We start from the raw sequence: 18,512 nt of genomic DNA on the forward strand, positions 1-18,512 counted from the left end.
ATAGCAAGGGCCCTCAGATTGTTCATATTCTGTGTCTTTGTCACCTCACGGGATGACATTAAAAACCTTTGCTTCTAAGAAGTATAGCAGAAAAAATTCGTTTTGTAAACGAATTTTTCCCGAGCCTAGAAATGAGAGAGCGAGGCCGTTTTGTAAACGAATTTTTCCCGAGCCTAGAAATGAGAGAGCGAGGGAGGGTTAGTAAGAGTGACATGATTGTATCAGGCAAGAGGTCGACAATTGACGTAGTGATTGAGTGATCCCTCTTCATTTTCTTTTGGAAGAAAATTGTATTGTTTCCTACCACAAAAGGCGAACAAGTGGGGCTTCTTGCTCCTTTGTTAGAAGGAAAGAAGCCGGTTTTGTGGTATAATAGAGGACTAGAAGTAGAATAAATGAAAGAGGAGCAAGAGATGCTGTTAGAAGAATTTGATGCCAATCGACAGGCGATTATCAATCCACAAGACCTGCACGGTCCAATTGAAGGATTTCCTAAAGTAGCCATCTCTTGCTTTTCAAGAGTGACCTTTGCGCGCTTGCTTGAGAATTACAATCATGAGGTGATCACAAGAACCTCCATGGCTAACTTTGAAGTCATTGTCTATGGGATTACGATTGGAGACCAACAAATTGCGGTCTTTAATGCGCCTGTTGGGGCTGCTTCCTGTGTGGGAATTATAGAGGATTTGATTCAATTTGGGATGGAAAAACTCGTTCTCTTTGGAACTTGTGGGGTTTTGGACCAAGATATCGAGGCGACCTCCATCATCATTCCGACAGCTGCCCTTCGAGACGAGGGAACCAGTTACCACTATCTTCCGGCCAGTGATGAAGTGGAAGTGAACAAGGGAGTCCTTCCTCTCTTCCAATCTTTTCTGGATAGTCACAAGGTTTCCTATCAGTTGGGAAAAGTGTGGACGACAGATGCTCCCTATCGAGAAACCATCGACAAGATGAAGCGTCGAAAGGAAGCAGGAGCCATCTGTGTCGATATGGAGTGTTCTGCAGTGGCGGCCCTAGCAACTTTTCGAGACTTTGCTCTCTGCCATTTCTTCTATGCGGCGGATCACCTCTCGGAAGAAAAATGGGATATCCGAACCTTATCCAGTCATGAGGACTTAGATAGTAAGGATCGAATCGCAGAGTTGGCAATGCAATTTGCGCTCTTATGGGAAAAGGCAAACTAAATGAAAGAAGCAATCATTGAATTGAAGGATTTTTCCTTCCAGTATAAGGCCCAGTCTGAGCCAACCTTAAAAGGGATTAACCTGACCATTTATGAGGGAGAAAAGGTCCTGATTGTGGGACCATCTGGCTCTGGTAAGTCAACGATTGGTCAGTGTCTAAACGGGATTATTCCCAATATCTATAAGGGAACCAGTAGTGGGCAATTTCTCATTCAAGGGACAGAAGCCTTTGATCATAGTATTTACGAAAAATCTCACTTGGTCAGTACGGTTTTACAGGATACGGATGGCCAGTTTATCGGTCTTAGTGTAGCAGAAGACTTGGCTTTTGCTCTTGAAAACGATATGGTGGAGCTGGATAGCATGAAATCTCGGGTTCACACCTGGGCGGAGCGCTTAGATTTGAGCAAGCTCTTGGACCATCGGCCTCAAGATTTATCCGGTGGGCAAAAACAGCGGGTGAGCTTGGCGGGTGTCCTGATCGACGAAAGTCCGATCCTGCTCTTTGATGAGCCACTAGCTAATCTAGATCCCAAGTCGGGTCAGGATATCATTGATCTAATCGATCAAATTCATGAAGAGCAAGGGACAACAACCATTATCATCGAACACCGTTTGGAGGATGTGCTCTATCGTCCTATCGATCGGGTCATCTTGATCAATCAAGGGCAAGTCCTCTTTAATGGGGAGCCAGATGAGTTGTTGAGAACGACACTGCTGGCTGAAAATGGGATTCGGGAGCCCCTCTATTTAACAACCCTTCGCCAGTTAGGCCAGGATATCAGCAAGCTACCGAATTTGGACAAGGTGGAAAAAATACCACTTGAAGATTTATCAGTGGAAATTCCAACTCCACATTTTGAAAAAGGTGCAGAGGCAGAAGCAATTTTAGAGCTTGGTCATTTGAATTTTGCCTATCAAGAAGGCCAGCCTATTCTTAAAGATCTTTCTTTAACCGTTCCAAAAGGCCAACGGCTAGCGATTGTTGGTAAAAATGGGGCTGGAAAATCTACCCTTGCTAAGGCGATTTGTGGCTTCATCCAGACGGAAGGAACCTATTTCTCAAAGGGAGAGGATATCAAGGGTGATAGTGTCAAGGAGCGAGCAGAGCGAGTAGGTTATGTCCTGCAAAATCCTAACCAGATGATTTCATCGACCATGGTGTTTGATGAGGTAGCTCTCGGTCTTCGCTTGAGAAATGTCCCAGAGGACCAGATTGAAAATCGTGTCCATCAAGCCTTGAAAACCTGTGGTCTCTATGAGTTTCGTAAGTGGCCGATTTCTGCTCTATCCTATGGCCAGAAAAAGCGGGTGACCATCGCTTCGATTTTAGTACTGGGGCCTGAGGTTTTGGTACTGGATGAACCGACGGCAGGCCAGGATCAACGAAACTATACAGAAATTATGGATTTCCTTGATGAACTCCAGCAAAAGGGGCATACCATTGTCATGATTACCCATGATATGCAACTGATGCTGGATTATTCCGATCGAGCGATCGTGGTGACGGATGGGCAAATTTTGGCAGATTTGACGCCGGCAGAGCTCTTGACCCAACCAGAAATTTTAAGACGGGCTAATTTGAAAGAAACGTCTATTTTCGCCTTGGCAAATCGACTTGGTGTCGATCCGCTTGCCTTGACCCAGTTTTATATGAATCAGAAGGGGGTAGGTCATGAATAATCGCTTAGTCGGCTACCATGCCGGAACCAGCTTTCTGCATCGCCTCTCAGGCGCTAGCAAACTCCTATTTTTATTGTTGGTATCATTAGCGGCCATGTTGAGTTACGATACCCGCCTGTTATTGGTCATTGGTCTAGGTGCCCTCGCCTTATTTGCGACCTCAGGCATTCGTTTGAAAGACATCTCTTTTATTCTTAGTTTTGCCCTGGTCTTTGCTCTTCTCAATGTCTTGATGGTCTATCTTTTTGCCCCTCAATATGGGGTAGAAATCTATGGAGCAAAAACAGTTCTTCTAGATGGTTTAGGGGCATATAGCATCACAGCTCAAGAGTTGTTTTATCTTTTCAACCTAGCTTTGAAGTATGTGTGTACCATTCCGCTGGCTCTTATTTTCCTATTGACCACCCATCCTAGTCAATTCGCTTCGAGTCTTAATCAGATTGGGGTGTCCTACAAGATTGCTTATTCAGTGAGCTTGACTCTGCGCTATATTCCAGATGTGCAGGAGGAATACCAGATTATCAAGCTCTCCCAAGAAGCAAGAGGGTTGGAGTTGTCCAAAAAGGCCAACTTTGTCCAGCGGGTGAAGGGAAATCTTCAGATGATTTCTCCCTTGATTTTTAGTTCTCTGGAGCGGATTGAAACGATTTCTACAGCCATGGAACTGCGTCGCTTTGGGAAAAATAAAAAACGGACCTGGTACACCTATCAGGAGATGACGACTCGTGATCGTCTGATTATTCTAGGGTCCGCTCTGATGGTAGTCCTGAGTTTGGTCTTGATTTGGGTGAACCAAGGTCGCTTCTATAATCCTTGGAGGTAAGAAAATGGCAGAAACAATTTTAGTAACAGGAGCTTCAGCTGGCTTTGGTCAAGCTATTTGTCAACGCTTAGTTGCCGATGGACATCGAGTGATTGGTGCGGCTAGACGCATTGAAAAATTACAGGCCCTTCACGAAGAGTTGGGAGAAGCCTTTTATCCTCTTCAAATGGATGTAACAGATCTCACTCAGGTGGATCAGGCACTTTCCAGTTTACCAGCAGATTGGGAGCAGATTGATGTCTTGGTTAATAATGCTGGCTTGGCCCTAGGCCTCGCTCCAGCTCAGAAAGCAGAGACTGCAGATTGGTTGACCATGATCCAAACCAATATCATCGGTCTGACCTATTTGACCCGGCAAATCCTCCCCCAGATGGTGGAAAGAAATGATGGGTATGTCATCAATATGGGGTCGACTGCTGGGACGGTTCCCTACCCAGGGGCCAATGTTTATGGTGCTTCCAAGGCCTTCGTTAAACAGTTCTCTTTAAACCTACGTGCCGACCTGGCTGGAAAACAAATTCGGGTGACCAATATTGAACCAGGTCTCTGTGAAGGGACCGAGTTCTCATCGGTTCGCTTTAAAGGGGATGAAAAACGGGTAGAAGCTCTCTATCGAGACGCTCATGCTATTCAACCTGAAGATATAGCCAATACGGTGTCTTGGCTCATTCAACAACCCAAGCATGTCAATGTCAATCGGATTGAAATCATGCCAGTTTCCCAAACCTTTGGCCCTCAACCGGTCTATCGGGGTGACTAGTTTTACTAACCAGCTCTGTCTAGTGCTGGTTATTTTTCCATGTTGAGGATAGAAAATAGGAGGAGAATATCCATGTCAAAAGCCTTAGTGATTGGATCCACTGTTTGTGATATTATGGTTTATCTTGATCGTCTACCAAGTAGGGAAGGGGACGCCCATATCCATGAGCAGACTTGGTCTCTTGGAGGGTGTGCCTTTAATGTCGTCTCCGTACTTCATGCTTTAGGTCAAAAGGTTGACTTCATCTCGCCAGTGGGGACGGGTGTCTACGGGGATTTTGTCAAGGCAGAACTAGAAAAGTTGGGTATCCAAACCCCTATTTCAGTAACAGGAGCGAATGGTTGCTGCTATTGTTTCATTGAGTCGGATGGCGAACGAACCTTTTTATCAGATCATGGAGTGGAATATGGTTTTCAGAAGGAATGGCTACAGTCTCTGGAGCAGGAAAGTTATGACGCTATTTATCTCTGTGGCCTCGAAGTAGAAGAACCGACCGGGATGGAACTCATTCAAGCTGTGTCAAAACTTGAAGGCCAAGTTATCTTTGCACCAGGGCCTCGCGGCCTCTTGATTCCCAAGGACCGACTGGAAGCAATTTATGACCTCCAACCCATCCTCCATCTCAATGAGGCAGAAGCCAGGGCTTTTTCAGCTTGTGAAGAGATTGCTGAAGCAGTTAAGATCCTTTACCAGAGAACAGGGCAGTTAGTCACCGTCACTTTAGGAGAAAAAGGAGCTATCGCTTACGATGGTAGCTGGTATGAGGCTATCGGATTTCCGACAGAAGTTCTTGATACCGTAGGAGCAGGAGACAGTCATCTGGGAGCCTTTTTAGCAGCATCCTTGCAAGGGGTAGATGTAGAGGATGCCTTAATCTTTGCTAACCGTTTAGCAAGCAAGGTTGTGGCGACTAGGGGAGTTCATCTGACTCAGGAACAGTACCAAGTACTAAGAGCAGAACTCGCACAAAACTAAAAAGGAGTAGGGAACATGTCCTACTCCTTATTTGACTTTATCCGCTTGTCCCTTTGTATCTTATTGAAATGAACACGGGCTGCGGATTGTGTCAAAAAGATGAATCCTCCTAGAATCATTTGGATTCTGCGTCGAATTCCCTATTTTGACTTTATCCGCTTAGCCCTTTGTATCTTACTACAATGGCCGCTTATTGGGCATGCCAGCTTTTCTTGGATATTTATTAGGAGTTTCTTTTTTCTTCTCCACAACAGTGATGTAACGAGGATCTCCATTTGGCAATTCATACTGTAGATTGTTTTCGACCTTGCTAAAAAGGATGTTGAGGGCATTTTTTGCTTCTTCCAACTCTTCTGGAGCATTGCTAGCTTTAAGTGCGAGGAGTCGTCCTCCAACTTTCAGATAGGGAATGGTCAGTTCAGAAAGGACCTGCATGCGGGCAACCGCACGAGCGGTCACAAGGTCAAATTGAGCACGGAAGGCCTTGTCTTGTGCGAAATCCTCAGCCCGTCCATGATAGAAATGAACCCCGCTCAAGCCTAACTCTTCAGCCAGCAGGTGGAGAAAGTTAATCCGCTTATTGAGAGAATCAATGATGGTCACATCCAGTTCAGGGAAAAGAATCTTCATAGGAAGGCTGGGAAAGCCAGCACCAGCTCCGATATCCAAAAGACGGATAGGTTGATTTTCAATTAAGCCCTGCAAAATAGGCGCGATAGAATCATAAAAATGCTTGAGATAGACTTCGTCTTTATCGGTGATAGCGGTGAGATTAATTTTCTCATTCCATTCTACGAGGAGCTCGAAATAGCGTTCGTATTGTTCTTTTTGTCGATCAGTTAATGGGAAGCCGAGGTCGGCTAAATGGGCATAAAATTCTTCTGGTTTCATAAGATAATTTTACCACAAAATAAGGGAAATTTGATATACTGGTAGAAAGAAATGAAAGGAATTCAATAAAATGATTTGGATTATTCTTGGGATCTTAGTGGTCCTCGCATTTTTGGTCGTTGGAGTATACAACGGCTTGGTCAAAAGTCGGATGCAGACTCGCGAAGCTTGGAGTCAAATCGATGTGCAATTGAAACGTCGGAATGACTTGATTCCAAACTTGATCGAAACGGTTAAAGGGTATGCCAAGTACGAAGGAGATACTCTTGCTAAGGTCACTCAACTTCGTCAACAAGTTGCTCAAGCATCTTCACCTGCAGAAGCAATGGCAGCCAGTGATGCTCTTTCACGTCAAGTAGCAGGCATCTTTGCGGTTGCGGAAAACTACCCAGACTTGAAAGCTAACACCAACTTCATGCAATTGCAAGAAGAATTGACCAATACAGAAAATAAAATTTCTTATGCCCGTCAATTGTATAACAGTGTGACAAGCAACTACAATGTGAAATTGGAGACTTTCCCAACAAATGTGATTGCTGGAATGTTTGGCTTTAAACAAGCCGAATTCCTTCAAGTGCCTGAAGAAGAAAAAGCAGTACCAAAGGTGGACTTTAGCGGATTAGGAGACTAATATGCTGTTTGACCAAATTGCAAGCAATAAAAGGAGAACCTGGATTCTCCTTATTGCTTTTTTCATACTCTTGGCTCTAATCGGAGCAGCCGTTGGCTATCTCTGGTTAGGCTCCTCACTTGGTGGCGTTATCCTTGCTTTGATTATTGGTGGCATCTATGCTTTTAGCATGATCTTTCAATCGACTGAGGTCGTCATGCGAATGAATGGAGCGCGTGAGGTAACTGAGGATCAAGCCCCTCAACTCTACCACATTGTGCAAGATATGGCTATGGTGGCTCAGATTCCCATGCCCCGTGTCTATATTGTAGATGATCCATCCATGAATGCATTTGCGACAGGATCCAATCCTCAAAATGCTGCTGTTGCAGCAACGACAGGTCTTTTAGCTGTGATGAATCGGGAGGAATTAGAAGCAGTCATTGGACACGAAGTTAGCCATATTCGCAATTACGATATCCGCATCTCTACCATTGCAGTGGCCTTAGCCAGTGCCATCACGATGCTCTCTAGTATCGGAGGCCGGATGATGTGGTGGGGCGGTGGCCGTAGACGGGATGATGATCGAGAAGGTGGAAGTGGTTTAGAAATTATTGTTCTGATCCTTTCCTTGATTGCCATCGTTCTAGCTCCTTTAGCGGCGACCTTGGTGCAGTTAGCTATTTCTCGTCAAAGGGAGTTCCTAGCAGATGCTTCCAGTGTCGAATTGACACGGAATCCTCAAGGGATGATCAATGCTCTTTTGAAACTGGATCATAGTGCGCCCATGCAACGAGAAGTCGATAGTGCTAGTAGCGCTCTCTTTATCAACGATCCAAAAAAAGAATCAGGTTTTCAAAAGCTCTTTTATACCCACCCACCGATTGCAGAGCGGGTGGAAAGACTAAGAAGAATGTAAAGCAAATCTACAATTAGTAAGATTGAGAGTGTGAGAAAACTGTTTTTCTTTACAAATCTAATAAATTCTATAAAAATGAAAGAAATTTATTCGTTAGAATGATTCAGTCATCTATTGAAACTTTCCGCCGTGAGAAAAAGTGCTTGAAACACTACGTTTCAAGCACTCGGGAGTTTTGGAACCTTAGGTCCAAAACTAAGTCATGGAACTTCGATGAAGTTCGCTGACGTCCGTACTCACCTAAGGAAAGTTTTAAGGATGACTTTGTCTTCAATTTGAATCCACCGGACGGTGGATTTTTTATTTGCTTGATAAGAGGACAGTACCGAAACCAAGGAAGGCAAATATTCCCCAAGCAAGAGAGAGGTTCCAGATAGCTAAGCTAGAGAAAAGGGCTGTTCCAAGTGGCATGGCAAAGCTTACCATCAGTCCCAAAAAGCTAGAGGTAGAAGCTAATTTTTCAGCTGGCAGTTTGCTCATTAAAAGACTGGAAACTTTTGGATTTATTTTTGCAACAAGATAACTGAGGAAAGTGATGAGTAAAAGGGAAAGGATATCCCAGCGTACCAAAATATTTGTGAGGCCAAGGATGCTCAGGCCACTTGCAATCCACAGTAGGATATGATGGAGCGATTGCTTGGAAAAATAGTCATGGGGTGTCAGGCTAGCCCAGACCATACTTAAGATCGTTACAGCTTCTAAAATCAAGAGAGATTGGCTGAAGCTCAAATGAAAGAAGGGAGAGTGAAGCAGTTGCAAATTGTAGATCCCAGAGATGGATCCCCCTAAGGCATTGATGAAAATTAAGGATAGGAGAAGTTTTCCAAAATTGTGAACCTCTTCGTCTGCAAAGATAGTGGTGACATTGCGATACATGTCTCGACATTCTTGAAGGAAAGAAACGTTCTTACTAGAATCCGCTTGAATAGGTTCGTGGGTCAGTTGACTTCGTCGGATGAAAAGACAAGTGGAAGAAAGGAGAAATGTCAGAGCATTGATCGAAGCGACTAGTGCAAAATTTTGATGGCTGATGGCTAGAAGCCAAACTCCTAGAGCTTGTCCAGAAATCGAGCAGACCATACTAAGCAGTTGATTAAAGGAATAAGCTTCCATTAAATCCTCGCTAGGGATGTTCTTCTGCATAATGGGAAGTTGCAAGCCCCCGCGATAATCACTGAAACAATCTGACACAATATTCAAGAAGCAAACGATCGAAAAGGCCAGGTAACCTGGAATCTTGGTCATCAGTGCAATGATGACGAAAAGAACAGCTTGCAGAAAGCCCATTCGGATTAGCCAGTCAGCTTTTTTAGCGGTGTAATCGGCCTTTATTCCAATGAAAATGGTGAAAAGACTTGGGATAAAAACAATGAGATTGGCGATCCCAACTGCGAGACTTGGATGGGGCATGCTAGCCGCAAAGACCACAAAGACAAGGTTGTATATTGCAGCACCAATGGTATTCAAAAAACGTGAAAGACTGAGTAAGGCAAAGATGGGATTGCGAAATAAGAGTTTCATAAGCTTTCCTCCTTCTGTTTAGCAGATAAAATAACTTCTCTTGAATGGTGCAAGACCTGCTTGATAAGAGACAGTTTCTCTTCTTCTGTCAGTTCTAATTTTTCCTCTTTAAAATAAAAACTAGTATTTTTAAGGAAATAATGAAGGAGACGATTCTTTGGTTTGCTTATCATACTGGGACCTCTTTCTTTTCTTGATGATCCTATTGTACCCCCTAAAAGCAAGAAGATTTACATGTTGCATATTTTCAACAAAAAAACCACAGAATAGATCTGTGAGTTTTTAGGATTCCTTGATGAGTTCTTGCATGCCCTGTTTGTAGTAGTTGGCACTGACCTTACAATCCAGAATAGAGAGGACCTGGATGGCCTGTTCCATCTTTTCAAGACCAGTTTCTTTTTCTCCCTTTCGATAGAGAAATTCCCCTTTGGCATAGAGATAAACCGTCCGAAGGTAGGCTTCGTTTTCGGAGTAAAAGTGGTCCTTGATCAGCTGATCAAAATAAGATGCATCTTCAAATTCATTTGAACTGATGGCCAGAAAAAAGCCATTGAGAAAAATAGAGTTGAGGGCAGGAAGAGAAGAGTCTAGGAGAAGCTTGAAGTCCTCCCGTTGGACCAATTCCTCTGTGTACTGTCGATAGAGCTGACTGGAAAAAAGTGGAGAGGTTAGTGAAAATAGGCTTAATTCAAAATTTCCCCAGACCATGACAGAGAAGAGGTAGTCATAGAGGAAATCTAGTTCCTCTTGGTTAGCAGTCAACTCTACCTCAGTAAAGTTGCCAAGCATTTGGGCCTTGAGAATAATGCTGGCTAAGAAGTCTTCTTTTTTGTGCTCTTTCTGATAAGCTAGCTGGTAGCTTTGGTACAAGGCTTGATCATGTTCCAAGCTCATGTTTTCATAGTGCTCTTTCAACAATTTGGGGATAAAGGAGTGCTGATCGATCCCTGCTAGATGGGAAAACTCACTGAGGCTTGTTTTGATCTGTTGCAAGGCATGAAAAAAGCGTTGGGTCGTCAGGTCATTTTCTCCTCTTTCAAATCGTGACAGCATGGAGCGCGAAAACTCCCCGCCTGTAGCTTCTTCTAATGAAATATGGCGACTTTCCCGTATTTGTCGAAAAACTGCTCCGATGTCTTTCATGTTTTCTCCTCTATCTATACAAGGACCAATGCCTTAGCAAATGAACCTCTTTTATCCAAGAGATTGTGGGACCTTGGTGTACAACACCAATAGGTCTAGTACACTGTATCTTTTTCATGATTATAACAAATTTTTTAGGAGACTTCTTGGTTGAAGGGACAGCTTCATGATATACTAGTAGTATCTAGAAGATGTGAGGGCAAAAGAATGAACTTATATACACAAGAAATCCGTAAAAATCCTGAAGGACTGGCTTTTGATCAAGAGTTGGATTTGCTAAAAGAATTGCAAAAGCGCAATCCAGAAATTCTTGATTTAAAGGATGTGACAGCGACAGGGCGAGTAGCCTATGATACAGGTCTCTATGTCTTGGATTACCAATTGACCTATACCATCGTCCTTGCCTCTAGCCGAAGCATGGAACCCGTTGAGCTTCAAGAGAGCTATCCTGTGACAGAGGTGTTCGCTGAGGACGCACAGTCAGAGGCAGATATCGAAGCTCTTGAGGAAGATCTGATCCTTCCCATCGAAGGGGGCAGAATTGATCTGAGTGAAAGCGTGGCAGATAATATCCTGCTCAATATTCCTCTCAAGGTTCTCACTCCGGAAGAAGAGGCCGGACACGGCTTTATCGAGGGCAATGATTGGAAAATCATGACAGAAGAAGAGTACCAAGAAGCTCAAGCGGTTAAGAAAGAAGAAAATAGTCCTTTTGCTGGTCTCCAAGGTTTATTTGAGGAAGAATAGGCTAGGGATGACATATTAAAAATCTAAACATAAATACAGGTCTTTTCTTTGAGGAAAAGACTTCTTTTGATATACTAAGATTTATAAACAACAGAGGGGAGACCTCTGAAAAAAGGAGAAAAATATGGATACATTATTTATTCCAGGCTGGTTGATAACAGGTCTCATTGTTGCTGTCATTATTGTAGTTTTGCTTGTAAAAGGCTACGTGAACGCTAAACCAAACGAAGTTGTTGTTATTACAGGTCTTCGGAAGCAACGCCACTTACGCGGGAAAGCTGGTTTTATGATTCCCTTTGTCGAACAACGCTCTTATCTTGATATTGAGCAATTCTCGACAGATGTTCGGACATCTGAAGCAGTCCCAACACTGGACTTCATTAACGTCCGTGCCGATGCAGCTGTTAAATTAAAAATCGGTACAACCGATGAGATGATTGCCCGTGCTGCAGAGAACTTCTTGAACTGGAATACGACAGATATTTCCAATTCTGTCCAAGATGTCTTGGAAGGAAACTTGCGGGAAGTGATCGGTCAGATGGAGCTCCGTAAGATGGTCAATGACCGTCAAGAGTTTGCCTCAAAGGTGCAAGACAACGTAGCGCCAGACTTGGCTAAAATGGGTCTGGAAGTCATCGCCTTTACGGTTCAATCTTTCTCTGATGAAGGGGGAGTCATTGATAACCTTGGTATCGAAAATGTTGAAACCATCAAGAAGGATGCCTTGATTGCTAAAGCCAAAGCAGAACGCGAGCGCAAAGAAGTAGAAGCGGAACAAGATAAGCTAGCCAACGACAAACGCGTCGCAGCCGACCTTGAAATCGCGCAAAAACAAAATGAGTTGAAACTCAAACAAGCAGCCCTCAAGCAAGAAGCAGATATTGCTCAAGCCAAGGCAGATGCTGCGAAAGGGATTGAGGCAGAAGTGCAACGTCGTGAACAAGAGCGCGTGGCAGCTGAAGCCAACATCATGAAACAAGAGAAAGAAGCGGAAGTTAAGGAACGCGAAGTTAAGGTTCGTGAGCAAGAATTGGATGCCAACATCCGTAAGCAAGCCGAAGCTGAAAAGTATGCTCGTCAACAAGCAGCCGAAGCAGAATTGATCGAACGCCAACGCAAGGCGGAAGCTGAACTTTTCGAAACACAAAAAGAAGCGGAAGCTCGGAAAGCTCAAGCCGAAGCAGAGAAATTTGCCCAATTGCAAGAGGCAGAAGCCATCGAAGCCAAAGGTCGTGCAGAAGCTGAAGCCATTCGCTTGAAACTAGAAGCCGAAGCCAAAGGTTTGGACCAAAAGGCAGAAGCGATGAAGAAAATGCAAGAAGCAGCCATTACTGAAATGGTCGTTGATAAGTTGCCTGAAATTGCGCGTGCTGTCGCTGAGCCATTGACCAAGGTGGATAAGATCACCATGTATGGTGAAGGAAACGCCTCTAAGATGGTGGGTGATATCATGCAAAGTATCGATCAAGTCTCTCAAGGAGCTGGATTTGATATCCGTCAATTACTAGCAGGAGCTCTTGGGGTCAATATGACGGTCAACAAACTCAAAGAAGGAGAACAACCGGTCATTGAAGCGGATGAATTAGCTTCAAAAGAAGATTAATGCCATTCATAAGTAAGTGTCTGAGAACTGTTTCTCGGGCACTTTTGTTTTTAAGATCAAATGACTTGTATGATCTTCTCTCTCTTGGAGAAGTGGGAAGCTATTTTCTACTTTCATTTGATGTCAAAAAATGGTAGAATATAGGCAAACTATAAAGAGGAGTGTCACATGACTAAAGCAAACTTTGGTGTTGTTGGTATGGCCGTAATGGGTCGTAACCTTGCCCTTAATATTGAATCTCGTGGATACACAGTTGCTATCTATAACCGTAGTAAAGAAAAAACAGAAGATGTTGTTGCTTGCCATCCTGAAAAGAACTTTGTGCCAAGCTATGATATCGAAAGCTTTGTAAACTCAATCGAAAAACCACGTCGTATCATGCTCATGGTTCAAGCTGGACCTGGTACAGATGCAACCATCCAAGCCCTTCTTCCACACTTGGATAAAGGCGATATCTTGATTGACGGAGGAAACACTTTCTACAAAGATACTATCCGTCGTAATGAAGAGTTGGCCAACTCTGGTATCAACTTTATCGGTACTGGTGTCTCTGGTGGTGAAAAAGGTGCCCTTGAAGGTCCTTCTATCATGCCTGGTGGACAAAAAGAAGCGTATGAATTGGTAGCAGACGTTCTTGAAGAAATCTCTGCCAAAGCACCAGAAGATGGCAAACCATGTGTGACTTACATCGGTCCTGATGGAGCTGGTCACTATGTGAAAATGGTCCACAACGGTATCGAGTATGGGGACATGCAATTGATCGCAGAAAGCTATGACTTGATGCAACACTTGCTTGGACTTTCAGCTCAAGATATGGCTGAAATCTTCACTGAGTGGAACAAGGGCGAATTGGACAGCTACTTGATCGAAATCACGGCTGATATCCTTGGACGTAAAGATGATGAAGGTCAAGATGGACCAATCGTAGACTATATTTTGGATGCTGCAGGAAACAAGGGAACTGGTAAATGGACTAGCCAATCAGCGCTTGACCTTGGTGTGCCTTTGTCACTTATTACGGAGTCAGTATTTGCACGTTACATCTCTACTTACAAAGAAGAACGTGTACACGCTAGCAAGGTGCTTCCAAAACCAGCAGCCTTCAAATTTGAAGGAGATAAGGCTGAGTTGATTGAAAAGATCCGTCAAGCCCTTTACTTCTCAAAAATCATTTCATACGCACAAGGTTTTGCACAATTGCGTGTCGCTTCTAAAGAAAATAACTGGAACTTGCCATTTGCAGACATCGCTTCTATCTGGCGCGATGGATGTATCATCCGTTCTCGTTTCTTGCAAAAGATCACGGATGCATACAACCGTGATGCAGACCTTGCTAACCTTCTTTTGGATGAGTACTTCTTGGATGTCACTGCTAAGTACCAACAATCTGTTCGTGATATCGTAGCTCTTGCTGTTCAAGCAGGTGTACCAGTACCTACTTTCTCAGCAGCCATCACTTACTTCGATAGCTACCGTTCAGCGGATCTTCCAGCTAACTTGATTCAAGCGCAACGTGACTACTTTGGTGCCCACACATACCAACGTAAAGACAAAGAAGGTACTTTCCACTATTCTTGGTACGACGAAAAATAATTGTAGGTTATGACAAAGCGGATATTACTAGTAGAAAATGAAAAGAATTTAGCGCGCTTTATTGATTTAGAACTTCAGAAAGCTGGCTATGTAGTTGATTTGGTAGAACAAGGGGAAATGGCCTTGAAACTCCTGCAGGCTACAGAATATGATTTAATTCTTCTCAATTACGAACTAGAAGATATGAGTGGGGAAGAGTTTGCCCAGCGTCTGAGCAAGATTCGTCCTGCAGCAGTCTTGATTGTCTTGGATAGTCGTGAGAAAATTTCAGAGCATATGGAGAGTATCCAACGATTTGCAGTATCTTATGTCATCAAACCATTCGTGATCAGTGATTTGGTTGAGAAAATCATCGCTATTTTTAGAGGCCGTGATTTTATTGACCAACATTGTAATCAGATGAAAGTTCCCACTTCCTATCGGAATTTGCGAATTGATGTCGAGAATCATATGGTGTATCGGGGAGAAGAAGTAATTGATCTGACACGTCGTGAATATGATTTATTAGCAACTTTGATGGGAAGCAAACATGTCCTTAGTCGGGAGCAACTCTTAGAGCGGGTGTGGAAATATGAGAGTACAGCAGAAACCAATATCGTTGATGTCTATATTCGCTATCTTCGTGGGAAAATAGATCTTCCAGGACAAAAGAGCTATATCAAAACTGTCCGAGGTGTCGGCTACCAAATGCAAGAATAACAACAATCCCTTTGATGAGAAATCTCAAAGGGATTTTTTTGTTTGTCAAAAAAGAAGAAAGAAAAATTTTTAAAAAAATTTTTTTAAAATCTTGTGAAAGAAGCAAACGTTTGCCTGGATTACAGTATTCCCAAGGCCTTTGTATATAATGTTTGTGAATTAAAAATTTACATGTAAGGGCTTTACAAAAGAAAAAAAAGTGGTATAATAGTAAGTGAAATATGCAAACGTTTTCTCGTATTGCGGGCATTTCAATTTTATAAGGAGGTCGAATGATGAATAAACAATCATTCAAAAGTCTATTAAGCTTTGAATTTTGGCAAAAATTCGGTAAAGCGTTGATGGTGGTCATTGCAGTTATGCCGGCGGCAGGTCTGATGATCAGTCTTGGTAAAACCATTGCAATGATTAATCCAGAACTTGGTTTCTTGGTAACTACCGGTGGTGTTCTTGAACAGATCGGTTGGGGGGTTATCGGAAACCTCCACATCCTCTTTGCTCTCGCTATCGGTGGTAGCTGGGCGAAAGAACGTGCGGGTGGGGCCTTTGCAGCAGGTCTATCCTTTATCCTGATTAACCGGATCACTGGTGTGATGTTCGGTGTAACAGGAGATATGCTGAAAGATCCAGAAGCGAAGGTGAAAACACTTCTTGGTGGATCTATCAAGGTTGCTGATTACTTCACGAGTGTGTTAGAATCACCTGCCTTGAATATGGGAGTTTTCGTTGGGATTATTGCCGGTTTTGTAGGGGCAACAGCCTTTAACAAATACTACAACTACCGCAAGTTACCAGATGCCCTATCATTCTTTAACGGGAAACGCTTTGTTCCATTTGTCGTTATCCTTCGTTCTGCAATTGTGGCTCTTATCTTGTCATTCTTATGGCCAGTAGTCCAAACAGGAATTAACAACTTTGGTATTTGGATTGCTAACTCAAAAGAGACTGCTCCAATCTTAGCACCATTTGCTTTCGGTACCTTGGAACGTCTCTTGCTTCCATTTGGTCTTCACCACATGTTGACTATCCCAATCAACTACACACAATTGGGTGGTACTTATGAAGTGTTAACTGGTGCAGCAAAAGGCACTCAAGTATTTGGTCAAGATCCACTTTGGTTGGCTTGGATTACAGACTTAGGAAATACAAAAGTTTCTGACCCTGCTACTTACCAACACTTGTTGGATACTGTCACACCTGCTCGTTTCAAAGTGGGACAAATGATCGGTTCATTCGGTATCTTGATGGGGGTTGCCCTTGCCATTTACCGTAATGTAGACCCTGATAAGAAACACAAATACAAAGGGATGATGATTGCGACTGCTCTTGCAACCTTCCTCACAGGGGTTACAGAACCAATCGAGTACATGTTTATGTTCGTAGCAATGCCTCTTTACCTCGTTTATGCAGTGGTACAAGGTGCAGCCTTCGCGATGGCAGATATCGTCAATCTCCGTGTCCATTCATTTGGATCAATTGAGTTCTTGACTCGTACACCAATGACCATTAAAGCTGGTATTGGTATGGATATCATTAATTTCATCTGGGTAACTGTACTTTTTGCAGTGATCATGTACTTCATTGCAAACTTCATGATCCAGAAATTTAACTACGCAACTCCTGGACGTAATGGAAACTACGAACAAGCTGAAGGAGATGTAGATGCATCTGAAACTTCAGGTTCAGGTAAAGTGGCCGCTGCTTCTCAAGCAGTTAACGTGATCAACCTTCTTGGTGGTCGTGCCAATATCGTCGATGTAGATGCATGTATGACTCGTCTTCGTGTCACTGTTAAAGATGCTGAAAAAGTTGGTACAGAAGAACAATGGAAGGCTGAAGGAGCTATGGGACTTGTCATGAAAGGACAAGGGGTCCAAGCGATTTACGGTCCAAAAGCGGACGTCTTGAAATCAGATATCCAAGATTTGTTAGACTCAGGTGAAGTGATTCCTGAAACTCTTCCAAGTCAAAAGACAGCGGCTCAACAAGCAGAAGTTGCCTTTAAAGGGGTGACGGAAGAAGTTCACTCAGTTGCTGAAGGACAAGTCATTGAATTAGAAAAAGTTCAAGATCCAGTCTTCTCACAAAAAATGATGGGTGACGGATTTGCAGTTGAACCAGCAAATGGTCAGATTGTTTCACCAGTAGCTGGTAAGGTGACAAGCGTCTTCCCTACCAAACATGCGCTTGGTTTGGTAACAGAATCTGGTCTTGAAGTCCTCGTTCATATCGGTCTTGATACTGTAAGTTTGGAAGGTAAACCTTTCACAGTGAAGGTAGAAGAAGGCCAAACAGTGGCAGCGGGAGACCTATTGGTAGAAGCAGATTTGGATGCTATTCGTGAAGCTGGACGTGCAACTTCAACAGTTGTAGTCTTCACAAATGGTGCAGCTATTCAATCTGTCACTCTTACACAAACTGGTCAACTTCCAGCAGATGCTGTGGTTGCTAAGGTTGAATTATAATCTATGAGAGTTATTCCTTGTATCTATTGGATACAGGGAATTCTCTATTAGGAGAGTAGGATCATGAAATTTTTAACTTTAAACACTCATAGTTGGATGGAAGAAAATCCCCAACAAAAATTTGAGGACTTATTAAAAGACATTCTTGCAAAGCAATACGATGTGATTTGTTTCCAAGAAATAAATCAGACCATCGAAAGTCCAGTTGTTCCTGTTAATGACTTGTACCATCCAACTCCTTCTGCGGAGCCGATCCATCAGGATCACTATGTTCGTTGTTTAGTTGAAAAATTAGAAGAAGAAGGATTGAGCTACCACTGGACCTGGGCTTATAACCATATCGGCTATGACCGTTATCATGAAGGTGTGGCGATTCTATCGCGTACCCCAATCCAGGCAAGCGAACTCTTGGTTTCAGATGTGAATGATCCAACAGATTATCATACACGACGGATTGCCATTGCAGAAACCCAAGTTGATGGGAAAGACATTGCTGTTGCCAGTGTCCACCTCTCTTGGTGGGACAAAGGCTTCCAGCAAGAGTGGGCGCGTTTAGAAGAACGCTTTAGCCAATTGCAAAAGCCTTTGATTTTAGCTGGGGACTTTAATAATCCAGCTGGGCAAGAAGGTTATGAAGCCATTTTAGCGAGCCCGCTAGCTCTTCAAGATAGCTTTATTGAAGCACGCCAGACCAAGGGGACTTACACTGTAGGTCCTGGAATTGATGGATGGGATGATAATCAAGTCCCCTTGCGGATTGATTATATTTTCACCTCAAAAGAATGGGTTATCGAACGGCTAGAAGTTGTGTTTGATGGTTCTAGTCAGCCTCTCGTCAGCGACCATTATGGTTTGTCAGCTGACTTGTATTTACCATAATATTCAAATCCCTA

Annotated in this window: 16 protein-coding genes and 2 pseudogenes; 14 read left to right on the forward strand and 4 right to left on the reverse strand. The window is 43.3% G+C overall.

What is annotated here, in order from left to right; translation table 11 throughout:
* Positions 1–413 precede the first annotated feature (413 nt).
* The 6 genes and pseudogenes from D7D50_RS05455 (at position 414) to D7D50_RS05475 (ending at position 5,428) form a co-directional block, all read left to right on the forward strand.
* The gene (locus D7D50_RS05455) at positions 414–1,187 is read left to right on the forward strand and encodes a nucleoside phosphorylase (RefSeq protein ID WP_120701691.1); all 774 of its coding nucleotides are present in this window, start codon (positions 414–416) and stop codon (positions 1,185–1,187) included.
* Positions 1,188–2,039 (forward strand): annotated as a pseudogene (locus tag D7D50_RS10390) (ATP-binding cassette domain-containing protein); the annotation flags it as partial.
* Positions 2,040–2,114: 75 nt separating this feature from the next.
* Positions 2,115–2,870: pseudogene (locus D7D50_RS10395) on the forward strand (energy-coupling factor ABC transporter ATP-binding protein); the annotation flags it as partial.
* Positions 2,863–3,693 (forward strand): energy-coupling factor transporter transmembrane component T family protein, encoded by an 831-nt coding sequence (locus D7D50_RS05465; protein WP_120701693.1) that lies wholly within the window; start codon positions 2,863–2,865, stop codon positions 3,691–3,693. The pseudogene D7D50_RS10395 and the gene D7D50_RS05465, both read left to right, overlap by 8 nt.
* Positions 3,694–3,697: 4 nt before the next feature.
* Positions 3,698–4,453 carry an SDR family oxidoreductase gene (locus tag D7D50_RS05470; RefSeq protein WP_120701694.1) on the forward strand — a complete coding sequence of 252 codons (756 nt, stop codon included), beginning with the start codon at positions 3,698–3,700 and terminating at the stop codon, positions 4,451–4,453.
* 72 nt (positions 4,454–4,525) lie between these two features.
* Complete coding sequence (locus D7D50_RS05475) at positions 4,526–5,428, forward strand: carbohydrate kinase family protein (protein ID WP_120701695.1); 903 nt, start codon at positions 4,526–4,528, stop codon at positions 5,426–5,428.
* A 177-nt stretch (positions 5,429–5,605) separates the two neighbouring features.
* Here D7D50_RS05475 and rsmG read toward each other — a convergent pair whose 3' ends face one another.
* Entirely contained in the window at positions 5,606–6,319 is a 714-nt protein-coding gene (rsmG, locus tag D7D50_RS05480; protein WP_120701696.1) for a 16S rRNA (guanine(527)-N(7))-methyltransferase RsmG, read from the reverse strand.
* Between the two features lie 70 nt (positions 6,320–6,389).
* Between rsmG and D7D50_RS05485 the strand changes: the two genes are divergently transcribed.
* On the forward strand, positions 6,390–6,950 hold the full coding sequence (locus tag D7D50_RS05485) for a LemA family protein (protein ID WP_117744591.1): 561 nt from the start codon (positions 6,390–6,392) through the stop codon (positions 6,948–6,950).
* 1 nt (position 6,951) lies between these two features.
* The gene (htpX, locus tag D7D50_RS05490; protein ID WP_117744590.1) at positions 6,952–7,848 is read left to right on the forward strand and encodes a zinc metalloprotease HtpX; all 897 of its coding nucleotides are present in this window, start codon (positions 6,952–6,954) and stop codon (positions 7,846–7,848) included.
* Positions 7,849–8,148: 300 nt separating this feature from the next.
* Here the strand turns inward: htpX and D7D50_RS05495 are convergent, their stop codons facing one another.
* The 3 genes from D7D50_RS05495 to D7D50_RS05500 all read right to left on the reverse strand — a co-directional run bounded on the left by D7D50_RS05495 (position 8,149) and on the right by D7D50_RS05500 (position 10,512).
* On the reverse strand, positions 8,149–9,369 hold the full coding sequence (locus D7D50_RS05495) for an MFS transporter (protein WP_120701697.1): 1,221 nt from the start codon (positions 9,367–9,369) through the stop codon (positions 8,149–8,151).
* Positions 9,366–9,542, reverse strand: coding sequence for a hypothetical protein (locus tag D7D50_RS10150; protein WP_165851212.1), 177 nt, complete (start codon positions 9,540–9,542; stop codon positions 9,366–9,368). The genes D7D50_RS05495 and D7D50_RS10150 overlap by 4 nt, the downstream gene beginning before the upstream one ends.
* A 109-nt stretch (positions 9,543–9,651) precedes the next feature.
* A complete protein-coding gene (locus D7D50_RS05500; RefSeq protein ID WP_120701698.1) occupies positions 9,652–10,512 on the reverse strand; it encodes a helix-turn-helix domain-containing protein in 861 nt (286 codons plus the stop codon).
* A 207-nt stretch (positions 10,513–10,719) separates the two neighbouring features.
* Between D7D50_RS05500 and D7D50_RS05505 the strand changes: the two genes are divergently transcribed.
* The 6 genes from D7D50_RS05505 to D7D50_RS05530 all read left to right on the forward strand — a co-directional run bounded on the left by D7D50_RS05505 (position 10,720) and on the right by D7D50_RS05530 (position 18,498).
* Positions 10,720–11,259: a YceD family protein gene (locus tag D7D50_RS05505; RefSeq protein WP_042361201.1), complete on the forward strand. Its 540-nt coding sequence runs from the start codon at positions 10,720–10,722 to the stop codon at positions 11,257–11,259.
* Between the two features lie 124 nt (positions 11,260–11,383).
* Complete coding sequence (locus D7D50_RS05510; protein ID WP_023027165.1) at positions 11,384–12,862, forward strand: flotillin family protein; 1,479 nt, start codon at positions 11,384–11,386, stop codon at positions 12,860–12,862.
* Between the two features lie 168 nt (positions 12,863–13,030).
* Entirely contained in the window at positions 13,031–14,455 is a 1,425-nt protein-coding gene (gene gndA, locus D7D50_RS05515) for an NADP-dependent phosphogluconate dehydrogenase (RefSeq protein ID WP_006151777.1), read from the forward strand.
* Positions 14,456–14,464: 9 nt separating this feature from the next.
* Entirely contained in the window at positions 14,465–15,154 is a 690-nt protein-coding gene (locus D7D50_RS05520) for a response regulator transcription factor (protein WP_023027164.1), read from the forward strand.
* A gap of 275 nt (positions 15,155–15,429) precedes the next feature.
* Positions 15,430–17,619: a PTS transporter subunit IIBC gene (locus tag D7D50_RS05525; RefSeq protein WP_120701699.1), complete on the forward strand. Its 2,190-nt coding sequence runs from the start codon at positions 15,430–15,432 to the stop codon at positions 17,617–17,619.
* A gap of 63 nt (positions 17,620–17,682) precedes the next feature.
* Complete coding sequence (locus D7D50_RS05530) at positions 17,683–18,498, forward strand: endonuclease/exonuclease/phosphatase family protein (protein WP_023024137.1); 816 nt, start codon at positions 17,683–17,685, stop codon at positions 18,496–18,498.
* Positions 18,499–18,512: the final 14 nt, after the last annotated feature.

The sequence above is a fragment of the Streptococcus koreensis genome, from assembly GCF_003627135.1.
Classification (GTDB): domain Bacteria; phylum Bacillota; class Bacilli; order Lactobacillales; family Streptococcaceae; genus Streptococcus; species Streptococcus ilei.